The sequence below is a fragment of the Bradyrhizobium sp. SHOUNA76 genome, assembly GCF_023006445.1.
Classification (GTDB): Bacteria; Pseudomonadota; Alphaproteobacteria; order Rhizobiales; family Xanthobacteraceae; genus Bradyrhizobium.
The window spans coordinates 22,587-34,602 of sequence record NZ_JALBHA010000006.1; the positions used below are offsets into that span (position 1 = coordinate 22,587).

The 12,016-nt window shown below is 59.5% G+C and carries 11 protein-coding genes; 1 reads left to right on the forward strand and 10 read right to left on the reverse strand.

Translation table 11 applies throughout. The annotated features are described in order from the left end of the window. Positions 1-77 precede the first annotated feature (77 nt). Genes MOV74_RS02040 through MOV74_RS02065 form a run of 6 tightly spaced genes read right to left on the reverse strand, consistent with a single transcriptional unit; the run spans position 78 to position 5,469 of the window. Complete coding sequence (locus MOV74_RS02040) at positions 78-1,628, reverse strand: class I adenylate-forming enzyme family protein (protein WP_246917219.1); 1,551 nt, start codon at positions 1,626-1,628, stop codon at positions 78-80. 7 nt (positions 1,629-1,635) lie between these two features. Beyond that, positions 1,636-2,052: a Zn-ribbon domain-containing OB-fold protein gene (locus tag MOV74_RS02045; protein ID WP_246917222.1), complete on the reverse strand. Its 417-nt coding sequence runs from the start codon at positions 2,050-2,052 to the stop codon at positions 1,636-1,638. Positions 2,053-2,054: 2 nt separating this feature from the next. Further along, a complete protein-coding gene (locus MOV74_RS02050) occupies positions 2,055-3,224 on the reverse strand; it encodes a thiolase family protein (protein WP_246917225.1) in 1,170 nt (389 codons plus the stop codon). 54 nt (positions 3,225-3,278) lie between these two features. After that, complete coding sequence (locus MOV74_RS02055) at positions 3,279-3,686, reverse strand: rhodanese-like domain-containing protein (protein WP_258719482.1); 408 nt, start codon at positions 3,684-3,686, stop codon at positions 3,279-3,281. A 5-nt stretch (positions 3,687-3,691) separates the two neighbouring features. Continuing rightward, positions 3,692-4,198 (reverse strand): aromatic-ring-hydroxylating dioxygenase subunit beta, encoded by a 507-nt coding sequence (locus MOV74_RS02060; protein ID WP_246917230.1) that lies wholly within the window; start codon positions 4,196-4,198, stop codon positions 3,692-3,694. Positions 4,199-4,209: 11 nt separating this feature from the next. Continuing rightward, the gene (locus tag MOV74_RS02065; RefSeq protein ID WP_246917232.1) at positions 4,210-5,469 is read right to left on the reverse strand and encodes a Rieske 2Fe-2S domain-containing protein; all 1,260 of its coding nucleotides are present in this window, start codon (positions 5,467-5,469) and stop codon (positions 4,210-4,212) included. Positions 5,470-5,828: 359 nt separating this feature from the next. Here MOV74_RS02065 and MOV74_RS02070 point away from each other — a divergent pair, with 359 nt between their 5' ends. Further along, a complete protein-coding gene (locus tag MOV74_RS02070; protein ID WP_246917234.1) occupies positions 5,829-6,599 on the forward strand; it encodes an SDR family oxidoreductase in 771 nt (256 codons plus the stop codon). A gap of 45 nt (positions 6,600-6,644) precedes the next feature. Here the strand turns inward: MOV74_RS02070 and MOV74_RS02075 are convergent, their stop codons facing one another. The 4 genes from MOV74_RS02075 to MOV74_RS02090 all read right to left on the reverse strand — a co-directional run bounded on the left by MOV74_RS02075 (position 6,645) and on the right by MOV74_RS02090 (position 11,893). After that, a complete protein-coding gene (locus MOV74_RS02075) occupies positions 6,645-7,616 on the reverse strand; it encodes a tripartite tricarboxylate transporter substrate binding protein (protein WP_246917236.1) in 972 nt (323 codons plus the stop codon). A 60-nt stretch (positions 7,617-7,676) separates the two neighbouring features. Further along, positions 7,677-8,552: a tripartite tricarboxylate transporter substrate binding protein gene (locus MOV74_RS02080; RefSeq protein ID WP_246917238.1), complete on the reverse strand. Its 876-nt coding sequence runs from the start codon at positions 8,550-8,552 to the stop codon at positions 7,677-7,679. Between the two features lie 245 nt (positions 8,553-8,797). Beyond that, positions 8,798-9,697, reverse strand: coding sequence for a LysR substrate-binding domain-containing protein (locus MOV74_RS02085; RefSeq protein WP_246917241.1), 900 nt, complete (start codon positions 9,695-9,697; stop codon positions 8,798-8,800). Between the two features lie 273 nt (positions 9,698-9,970). Beyond that, positions 9,971-11,893 carry an AMP-binding protein gene (locus MOV74_RS02090; protein ID WP_246917244.1) on the reverse strand — a complete coding sequence of 641 codons (1,923 nt, stop codon included), beginning with the start codon at positions 11,891-11,893 and terminating at the stop codon, positions 9,971-9,973. Positions 11,894-12,016 lie beyond the last annotated feature (123 nt).

Below are 12,016 nucleotides of genomic sequence, written 5' to 3' on the forward strand. Positions count from 1 at the left end.
CTCTTCAAGAGTGAGGAACCTTCAAGGCCTCGACAGTTGATTTCCGAACGGCGATCGGCGCATCGACTGTCGCATGATCAACCCCGGGCTGCTTCGGGCGACAGACGCAGTAATCGTTCTGCGCGCAGCCGCAGCTCGTGTTTCAAGACCTTGCCGGTACCGTTTCGCGGGAGGTCATCGACCAGGAAGACGTGTTTGGGCTTCTTGTAACCAGCGATTCGCCCTTGCGCGGTTGCGATCACATCTTCGATTGTCAACGAGCTATCCGCCGAGCGCTCGACGAACGCAACAACCGACTCGCCGTAGACATCGTCTGGAATACCGACGACGGCGGCGTCCACAATGCCGGGGTTGGTCAGCAGGGCCTGCTCGACTTCCTTTGTGTAGACATTCAAGCCGCCGCTTATGATCATGTCCTTCTTGCGGTCCACGATATAGAGGTATCCAAGCTCGTCGCATCTTGCGATGTCGCCGGTATGCAACCAGCCGTCGCGCAGCGCCGTCGCCGTCTCCTCGGGCCGTTCGTAATAGCACCGCATGACGGTGAAACGCCCCGGCTCGCCCGATCGAACGAGTAGCTCGCCCGGCTGTCCCGGTACGGTGTCGGCCCCGCGATCATCGACGATCCTGATCTCCACGCCCGGTGTCGGGCGTCCGATCGATTCGGGCCGGACGAACTGTTCCTCGTGCGCGAGCGACGTTACCGCCCCGGCTTCCGTCATGGCGAAGAAGGAGACGAGGCGGACGTGCGGAAGCAAGGACAGAAACTTCCGTTTCAGCTCCACCGGGAACGCCTCCCCGGTCACGACAATGCACCGCAACGAGGCGCACCGCGACGGGTCTTCCTGGATTGCAGGCAGCATCATGCGACAGACGGTCGGCACCATTCCGACCACGGTGATCTTCTCGTCTTCGATCGCCCGGACAGCCGCGACGGGATCGAACGTCTTGAGGATCACCAAGGTCCCCCCGAGACTCAGGGCGTTCGCCAGTCGCGCCAAGCCGGCGCGATGCGCCAGAGGCGTTGTAACGAGATAGTTGTCGTCGCTCGAAATGCCCCATTCGACGGCGTGCACGAAATAGTTCTGCACGATGAGGTTCGAATGGGTAATAACTGCTCCCTTCGGAGCACCGGTCGTGCCTGACGTGTACATTACCAATGCATCGTCCGCAAACGGCAGGGGATGCAGAGGAGCAGGATCGTTGGCGCGCAACTCGGCCAGGCCGATCGCGCCGAAGATCTTCGCCCCGGTCGAGATGAAGACCGCGTCCGGAAGGTCCTTCGCGACTTCAGCGCGCAGAGCGAAGTCCGCCTCCAGAGCGACCGCGAACGGTTTGCTGTCCCGGCAGATGTATTGCAGCTCGAGGGGCGTCAGCCGCGTAGATACCGGAACCACGATCACACCGATCGTGAACGCCGCATAGAGAAGCTCGACCAGTTCGATTCCATTCGGCAGATTGATGACCAGCCGGTCTCCGGTCTTTGCGCCGAGTTTGAGCAGGCCGGTCGCTAGATTGAGTATCCGCCGGTCGAGCTCGCTGTAGCTGACACGATCGCTTCCACAGACGAGTGCGGTCTTTTCGGGATAGCGGACCGCTTGTGCTCGGAAGATCGTGTCGAGCCGCATCGAAGCCTCAAACGATCCGGAACGCCGGGTACTGTACGTCTTCCGAGAGGCGGTCCCAGCTTACTTCGACGCGCTGCCCGATCGAGACCCTGTCTGGATCCGTGTCGACGATGTTGCCGAGAATCCTGACCCCTTCGTCCAATTCGACCGTCGCGACCGATAGCGGTAAGCGGCCCTCCAGCCCGGGACCCGGAACGCGAATTACCGTACAGGCATAGATCACTCCTTTTCCCGAAACCTCGCGCCACTCCAGATTTCGGCTCCCGGTGAAGATGCTGACCGGGCGCGGATAGTGCTGGAATTGATTGGTGTCCTTGCAGAACTGCAGCACGAGTTTTCCGCGTTTCGCGGCTTCCCAGAACGGAGCGGTGTCGACATAGACCGAGACCTTCGGAACGGGGCGCGCGACCGCTTGATCAACCATCGCTAGGCCTCCAGGATCAGGGCTGCGCTTGTGCCCCAGTTGCGCGCAAATGGGATGACACCGATTCCCGTGACCAGGGCGTTCTTGGGATCTTTCACCTGTCGACCGCCTCCTTCTCCGAACATCTGTCGAACAGCCTCGGCCAGATTGAGCCCGCCGCTCGCCAATCCTGGTTGCCCGGCCGAGATCTGACCGCCTCCCGTGTTCAGCGGCAATGTGCCGGTGCGCGAGAGATCCGTACCCAGAGTGAAGTCGCTGCCCTGCCCGCGCTCGCAGAAGCCGAAGTCTTCGAACTGCATCATGACGGCGATCGTAAAATCGTCGTACGGCTGAAACATCCGGATGTCCCGGGCAGACAAACCGCTCTGTTTGTAGATCAGGGGAGCGATGACAGAAAAGCCCGTCTCCGTTATGTCGGGACACGAACGGTCACCGTGCAGATTGGTGATCTCGGCGTAAGCCGTGGGGTAGACCATCTTGCTCAAGCCCAGCGCTCGCGCGCGCTTCTCGGACGTAACCAGGAAGGCGTTCGCCCCATCGCAGAACATCACACAATCCAGCAATCGAAGCGGGTCTGCGATCACACGGGAGTTGAAGTAGTCCTCCATGGTGAGAGGCGTCTTGAACTTCGCAAGCGCATTTTCGTTATGGAGCGCGTGTTCACGCTGTGTGACCGCGATTTTTCCAAGGGCTTCCGATTTGATCCCATATTGATGATGATATCGGCTCATCAACAAACCAAAGCTCGCGGGAGGTCCTTGAACACCCACGGGTTCCTGAAACTCCCCTCGATATGCTCCGTAATTCGCTCGCCAGGCCGTGCTCGGGGCATCCGCGCAAAGAACAACGACGGTTTCGCACAAGCCGTCTCGGATGGCTGAAGCAGCCCTCGCGATGCCGCCCGTGGCGGAGCATCCCCCGGTGCCGCTATAATTCAGCCATTTCGGCGAAAGCCCCAACGCCTCTGCCATATACACGGGGAAAAACGGATTCGGACACTCGCTGAGCGGCGCAGCGACCGCCATGCCGTCGATCTCGGATTTTGGGATGCCCGTGGATTGCAGAAGCTTCGCTAGAGCCTCTCCGCCGAAGTCATACGCGCTGCGCCCGGATTTGAACTCGACAGGAGTTTCGGAATAGCCCGCTATGACGATGTCACGCTTCTTCGCCAAGCTGATCTCCTCGGAATTGGAATTGCCGCTGCGCCGGCGCACCGGAACGCAATTTCACGGTTGTCTCCAGGGTAGTCCGTCCGCCTTCCAACCGACCTTGGTGCCGCGATGTCCTTCTTCGTCGGCATCGCCCTCGAAGCCGCCGGCGAGACTGAAGCACCGCGCAAACCCTGCCTCGAAGACAGCCTTCGCGGCAGCGAGGCTTCTGCCGCCGGAGCGGCACATGAAAATCACCGGGTTGGCCGGATCGTACGTCGCCTTCAATTTTCCGATAAACTCGGGATTGACGCGCATCTCCGGAAAGACACGCCAGGAGATTTTGGCAACCGCCTTTCCGAGATCCGCAAGATCCGGCACTCCGACATAGCCCCATTCCGGCTCCGTCCGCACGTCGACGAGCCGCGCGTGCTTGTCGGCAGCCAATAAGTCCCATGCTTGTCGCGGCGAAATTTCCGTCGTCATCGGTGTCACAACGGAATAACGATCAAAATATCGACGTTCCGGGAATCCAGGATCACCACTCGCTTCCGGAAGCGGGGCTGACCATCCTCGATCACGACTTCGTCGAGATATCTGCCGACCGCGAACAAGTCCATGCGACCGGTTTCCATGGTTCGCACGATCTGAAAGTTCGACCGAGCCGAAACCACCATATCCGATGTCTGCTCCAGAAACTCCGATCGTCCGATGATGTGGCTATAGGTATGTGGCTCGAAAATGTTGGCCGAATAGAATGCCTTCACCCGGTCCTGCATCATACCCCTTCCGACACAACGCACGACGCCGATCGGAAGTCCCGCCTCATGGTTCTCGCGGGTCGTCACGTGGTACAGCGCGTCTGACGTGAAGAACTGCGGCCACGCATCCAACCTCATGTCGTCGACCGAATGTGCGTAGGCTGCGATCAAATCCACGACTTGGTCTCGCGTCGGTGCGACCATCTGCTTGGAGGCTTTGTCGAGAACCTTGTGCATCTCGCCTCTCCTCAGAAGCCCATGATGTGGCGATAGCCGTGCCAGAAGCCGCGAACCGCGGTTTCCGTCGCGCGCGAATTCCTTTCGGATTCGACTTCACGCCCCCCCATCTCGATGAACGACGACTGGTCGGGATCGGCGCGCGTTCCGCGCTGCACGAATTCGTTGATGCAGCCGTCCTCCAGGGAGACGAGGCCGGCGGCACCGGTCAGATTGCTTTGCATCACCCGCATGCTCGACTGTTCATCGGTATCCCGCTCGTAGCCCAGATAGATCCAGAACAATTCGGTCTGATCCACGCCGCGCGGGGCGAAAAAGCGGATCGCCAGAGAATTGAGCGTGAACTGAATGCACATGTTGGGAAAGACGGTCTGGATACTGTGGGTGATGCCGTCGTCGAACTCCTCCCAGGCCTCGAGCAAGCCTGGGCCATCCAGAGCAGATTCGTAGTTGGCCGAATGCACCTTCGCATCCGCATATTCGGCCGCCTCCTGCATTTTCGTGCGACGCGCGAAGCTCAGATGGTGCCATTTCCGCTCGGACAGCGTGATGCCGCCGTCCATGTCGAGGCGGTTCACCTTGAAGGTTGTGTAGAACGTGTGCAGCAGGGTCGCATGATAGGAATCGCGCAGGTTCTCGGCGTATAGCTTCCAGTTGTTGTGGATCATCTGGCTGTGCGTTCCGAGGATGCGCAACGGTCGGCCGAGGTTTCGCTTGATGAACGATGCCATCTCGGGACCGAGATACGCCTCGACGTCCTCGATCTCGTCCGCAAAGGTCCCGAAGATCATCCCGCAGAACGACTCCACCCTCAAGGGGCGGAGCCGGTGCTGCGCCGGATCGAAATCCTCCGGCATGCCACCCTGACCACGCACACCGTTGCGGAAAGCGACGCCCTTGAGCTTGCCGTCGAGCTCGTAATTCCAAGCGTGGTAGACGCACGAGAGGCTCGCGACGTTGTCCTTCTTCTTCAGGCAAACCAGAGCGCCTTTGTGCGCGCAGCGATTGACCATCGCGTGTACCTTGCCGTCGCGGTCGCGCGTAACGACAACCGGCGTTTCGCCGACGGTCGTGGTCCGGTAGTCGCCGGCATTCTGGATCTCGATGTCCAGGCACAGGAAATTCCAGGTCTTTCCCCTGAAGATCCGCTCCTGCTCCAGCTTGTAGATTTCGGGGTCGGTGAACAGACGGTATGGCGCGCGGGTTACGCCCTGCGGCGGCCATCGGAATTCCGATGCTTTGTTGCGTTCTGCTTGAGCCGTCGGCGACATGAGATATTGCTCCCGCTTCGTCCACTTGAGGGACTTTGCGGGATACTAGGTGTCGCTCTCGCCGAGCTCCAATACATTATTTCGCTGTATTGATAAGCACTCGCTATCACCAATCGGCATCGGACTCTACCGGTTGGGCGCAAACCCGACGGCCCCAGAGAGGCTCTCGGTTTGAAGCCGTGGCGAAAGTCGTCGCTTGCCCTTGCGCCTTGCCCCGATGGCCGATCCAGCAGTGGCGACGAGGTCTCGGTTTTGTATCCGCTCTCGATCTTCCAAACTTTCCATTTGGCGACAATCCAACACGCGCATATAGTTCCGATTTGGAATTGATCAACCAAGCACGCATGCGAGCAAACGACATGGCTCAGTCCACTCAATCTTCCGTTCAAGACGTTGCGCTCATAGTCGGCGGCGGTCCGGGCATTAGTTCAAGTTGCGCGAGATTGTTCGCAGAGAATGGCATGCGTGTTGCCGTAGCGGCGAGGAATCCCGAAAAAGCGGTCCTTGAGAAGCTCGAGAAGATGCATGGGGTGCATCGCTACGCCTGCGATGCGAGCGAACCGGTCGCTGTAGATCGGTTGTTCGCGAAGATCGTGCAGGACCTCGGGACACCGAGGCTTGTCGTTCACAACATTGATGGCCGCGTCCCCGGCATTTTCCGCAAAAGCGTGATCGAAGCGGACCCAGGCATGGCGCTGGAAACGCTTCGCAACGCTGCATTCAGTGCATTCCTGGTGGGGCAACAGGCCGCCAAGGTCATGCTTGGAAACAAGCCCGACGCCAACGGGGCAAAAGGCACAATCATCTTCACAAACGCCAGCGCCGCGCTCAAAGGCTTCCCATTGAGCGGTGCGTTCGCGATGGCATGTCATGCCAAATCGGGGCTCGCACAAAGCATGGCGAGGGAATTGATGCCGCAAGGTATCCACGTTGCGAATGTGCCCATTGACGCCGCCATCGGCTGGACCCAGGAGGACGGGACCCGCGCTCACCGGCTGGCCGGAACGACCGTCGACGACAACATGGTCGACCCCGATCATATCGCCGAAACCTATCTGCACCTGCATCGCCAACATCGATCGACCTGGGCGTTCGAAGTGGTGCTTCGGCCGTGGGTCGAAAAATGGTGACGATTGCCAGCACAGGACGGCCTACAACCGGTAAACTCGTGTCGCCTATTCTATGATGGATATCCCCGAACTCTTGATAACGTCTCCCCATTTTTCAGTTTCATCCTTCATGAATCGGCCGAACTCCGCACCGAAGACCGAACCCGCTTGCGCGCCCGTCGCTTCAAGGCTCTTTCGAAAGCGCGGGTTCGACATGACCCGCTCTATGTCGGCTGTCACTTTTGACACGATATCGGTCGGCGCTCCCGCCGGCGCCAACACGCCGAACCACGAAGATGCCTCGAAGTGAGCCAATCCGGCCTCCTCAAACGTCGGCACGTCGGGCAGTGAGTCCAGACGTTTTGGGCTTGCAACGGCCAGAGCGCGAACGGTGCCCGCCTGCACCTGCGGAATGACGGTAGGTAGATTGTCGAAGAGAATGGGAACGTGGCCGGCAATAATGTCGTTCATGGCCGGCGCGGCGCCGCGATACGGCACGTGCCTGAGCTTGAGGCCCGTCATCTTCTTGAACAATTCCGCCGACAAATGATGCGTCGATCCAATTCCGGAGGAAGCGTAGTTGAGTTCATCCGATTGTTTCCTGGCGAACTCCAAGAGCTCGTCGAGCGTGGAGATCGGCAGTCCCGGATTGACGATCAGCACGATTGGAACGGTTGCGAGCAGTGCGACGGGCGTGAAGTCTCTCGGCGGATCGAACGGCAGCTTCTTGTAAAGCAATGGATTTATGACGATTGGACCGGGCGAGGAGACCAGGTAGGTGTATCCATCTGCCGCCGCAGACGCGGCGGCCTGGGTCCCGATATTTCCGCCCCCTCCCGGCTTGTTCTCTACGACAACATTTTGTTGCCAAAGCTCGCTGAGCGCTTCCGCCAGGAAGCGCGCTGCGGCGTCGTTTGAGCCTCCGGCAGGGTTCGGCACGATCAGTCGAACAGTCCGCGCCGGAAACATCTCGGCTGGGGCGGCGCTCACCTGACCGACGAGCGCAAGAGCAAGCAAACCCAGGACCAATCTTTTCAAGGCGTGCTCCACATTGACTGATCAATAGAATGGCAGTTCGGCGCCGCGTTCAGTCTCCGGTCAGTCCAGCGTTATGTTCAAGGACTTCACAAAGGGCTCCCAATAGTCGGACTCACTCTTCAACAATTTCTCTGTATCCGAGCCGTTCATTGGAGCGGGGATCGCTCCGAGATCAGTCAGCCGGGCTTTGGTCTCTGGATGGTTCACCGCGTAAAGAGCTGCAGATTCCAGCTCGGCTCTCGCTGTTGCGGGAATCCCAGCGCGCGTGCATACCGCAAACCAACTTTTGTTGATGAACTCTGAAAGGCCCGCCTCGGCGATCGTTGGAACGCCTGGCAGCGCCGGCACCCTGACGTCCGTGGATACTCCAACCGGACGGATCGTATTCGACTGAATGAGGCCGATTGTGCCTGGGACGTTGTCGAACATCATCATGATATTCCCGGCGATGAGATCCTGCAGCGCCGGCTGCGTACCGCGATACGGGACATGAATCATCTCGACGCCGGCAAGCCTCTGAAAGAGCTCTCCCGACAAGTGCATGATGGTGCCTTGGCCGGCGCTGCCAAAGCTGTAGCGGCCAGGACTCGCCTTCAGATAAGCAATCAACTCCCGCAGGTTCGTCGCCGGGACGTCCCTGTTCACCACGAGAATGTTCGGGATATAGGCGATGTGGCCGAGCGGAACGAGGTCTCGATCCACCGCGTAGTTCAAGTTTCGAAACAGGAATTTGCTGAGCACCAGCGTGCTGAGATTGCCCAACAGAATCGTGGAGCCATCTGCTGCCGATCGGGCGACTTCTCCCGTACCTATCGTTCCCCCGGCGCCAGACCTGTTCTCCACGACGATCGATTGTTTGAGATAGTCGCCCATATGACGAGCGACGAGGCGCGCCACGGTGTCGGTGGAAGCGCCCGGCGAATAGGGAACGACCATTCGAAGAGGACGCTCCGACAATCTTCCCTCTGCCCGGACGGATCGTACTCCGGCGGCTGCAGACAATGTCAAAGCCAGCGCGTCTCGCCGGGTGATGGACCTTACCGCCACTTTGACCCCCTCAGTCATCCTCCCTGTCGCCAATCTTTAGAGGCGTTCAAAGGAGACTACCGAGCGGAGCGTTGTTGCAGCCAATAATGATTCCCTCCAATTTAATAAGAAGATCGTATTAGCCGCGACCATCATCAGGGTGACGGCCGCGCCAGCTTTCTCAACTGATCGAGGAATGCGACGACGGCAGGGGCTCGCTCTGACTTGCGATAGACCATGGCCAGATCGGACTGCTGGTTGATCTTCGCCAACGGCCGATACACCACGTCGTCAATCCGCAGCTTCCGAAGTGAATCGGGCACGAACGCCACACCGAGACCGCCCGCGACCAGTCCGGCAAGAGCCGTGAATTGTCCCGCGCGTTGCGCGATCTGAGGCGACAATCCGCCCGCGGCGCATATCTGGGCAACCTGCGCGTTGAAACCGCTGCCCTCCTGAATCTGCACGGCGACGAATGGCTCGGACTTCAACGCGCTCAGCGTGACGCTCTTTTGCCGCGCGAGCCGGTGCCCGCGCGGGATCGCCAAGATGATCGGCTCGCGATGCAGCGACATGATCCCAACGCCGGTCGGCACCGACTTCACGGGAAGACGAAGGATGCCAAGATCAAGGCGGCCACTGCTGACGTCGTCCAATTGCTGGACGATCCCGACCTCGTTCAGGCGAAACTCCACGAGAGGATTGCCTACGCGAAACCGGGCGATTGCCTTCGACAGGACGCCCGTGAAAATAGCTGACCCCACGTATCCAATTTCGATGTGCCCCAGTTCGCCGCGACCTGCTTGGCGCGCCACTAGCGCGGTCTTTTCAGCTTGCTGAAGGGTCCTGATCGCCTCGTTCAGCGTGACCCGACCGGCGACGGTGAGCTTCACGGATCTCTTCGTTCGGTGGAAGAGCTCGACATCCAGTTCGCGCTCGAGAGCCCGAATTTGCTGCGTGAGTGCCGGCTGCGCAATGCCCAGACGCTCGGCTGCCCTTCCGAAGTGCAATTCCTCGGCCAGAACGGACATGTATTTCAAGCGACGCAATTCCACTCTCAGCCTCCCGTGGCAGCCTAGACCTTACGAGTGTAACGTTCACCCGACCAAGCTCATTCTCCGTTGAATAACGCCTAGCCAAATTGAACGGGGCCATATCGTGGAGCAGGTCAAGCCGGTCACAGTAAGGAAGAAAGAACTCAGCGTCCCGAATGCGCCCATAGGCAGGAGAGCCCTGACGGGGTCGCCTGGTCGACGTTCACAAGCCCACTGCCCGACGGGCGCACCAAATTCGGCAGTGGCCGAGAAGCGCAACGTTTGTCCCAGACCTCATTTGCGCCAGATGACGCCACTCTCGGCCGGCCGACGGGATCTCCGTCCGAGGGCGCTCGGCATTCTTGTCACGAATTCTATCTCAGGCGGCAGCGAATATGGCGGCAGCTGCCCCCGGGCGTGTTGAGCAATCTCGTCCGCGACGTCAGCTGAGGGTCTTCGGCCGGAATTGAGAACAACGAACGCCTTCACGACTTCACCGCGCAGCCTATCGGGCCTTCCGACGACTACGACCTGCGCCACGGCTGGATGCGAAGTCAATGCCGCTTCGAGTTGGCTAGGTACGACCAGATAGCCGCTACTGCTGATCGCATCTTCCTTCATTCCCAGGAAATAGACATTCCCTTCCGCGTCCATTCGGCCGATGTCCCCCGTGAGGTAGTACCTACGGCCGAAGTTATACCTGACTGTCGTGCCCTCGGTTTCATTGTGATATCGGTCGAACCAGTGCAAGGGCGACTTTTCAGTATCAATGGCGATTTCGCCTTTTTGGCCTATCGAACATTCGCGACCGCCAGCGTCCAGGATGACCACTTTAAAACCCGGGACTTGATGGCCGATCGACCCGGGCGGGCGGCGGAATTGTAGTGTCACCGCCTGGTGATTGGATACGAACACGCCCGTTTCAGCTTGCCCATAGTGGTCATGAAGTCGTACGCCCAGCCGTTCGGCGGACCAATTTATCAGTTCGTCCGGGAGGAGTTCTCCGACACTCGAGGCCACGCGGAGACGGAGCTCACCTGTGGCAGGCTGAATCTTGTCGAAACTTCGCATGGCGTTGTACCAGTATGGAGATGCCGCCAGGTTCGTAACCTTGTGTTTCGCCAGCACACGATAGATCTGACCAGCGTCAAAGGGCCCATCGCAGAGCACGGTAGCCCGCCCGAGCAGAAGTGGGCCTATGATCGCGTAGTAAAGGCCGCCACCCCAGGCCGGATCGCTGAGATTCCAATAGACATCGTCATCGCGCAGATCGAGCCCGAGGCGCATGTGCTCCTCGATTCCAGCCAAAGCGCTCACCGGAACAGGAATGCCCTTGGGCGTCCCTCCGATACTCACTGTGTACAGGAGAACGAAGAGATCCTCTCCGCGAAGGCTGGTAACGCTCTCCAGAGGGGTAGCCATATGAAGACTGGACCAGAATGATCGGTCTTTGGTGGGCCCCGGCACGGCGCCATAACCCTCGACAACAACGACGCGCAAACCACCCGCGACGTCCAACGCGCTGCTTCGCAGCGAACGCGTGGTGATCAATACTTTGCTCTCGCTATGGGTTAGCCGAAAGGATATCGCCGCACTTCCGAAGGCTGTGAACAGAGGAACGTGAATGGCGCCCAAGCGCCAAGTTGCAAGCATCGCTATGAGCAACTCCGGACCTTTCGGAAGGAGAGTTGCGACGGCATCGCCTTTTCTTATTCCGAGGCCACGCAGGACTGCTGCGAAACGCCGCGAATAGTCCGACAACTCCGCATAAGTCAGGCGGGAGGTGTGGCCGGCTGCGCTTTCGTAAACAAGGGCCACCGCCGATCCCCGTTCCGAAGTCTTGTGCCGATCACAGAGCAGCGCCGCAAGCGGAATCGAAGCTCCGACGTATTTGGCGTGCGACAGAGCCGACAGTCGAGCAACTGCGTTCGGACTGAGATTGTGCGTGCCAAAGCGTGCCGCAGCGATCGTGCCGAGCACGAAGGTGTCAGCTCCGAGATAGTAGCGACGCGTGCTTTCGTCCTGCTCCAAGAGGCTCTCTCTGATAAGAGCGGCGAGCAGTCTGCGAACGGTCGCTTTGCTCAGTCCGGAGTCGGCGACCAGATCGGTCAATCGTGCACCACGATTGCCATGCGATGCCACCTCCCGCAGCAGAACGACGGCTCTCTGGAGGCTTTGAGTTCCCGTTCCGCTTTCGGCGGCATCTGCGTCAGGCATGTGCACCCCTCCCCGGGCAATCACTTCCGTCACTGCGAAGTCCACATGCTGGACCAGCGGCGGATGAAATAGAAGCCCTCGGCTGGCGCGTTGTCTTGCGAGACGTTTTCGCGCTTCGTAACA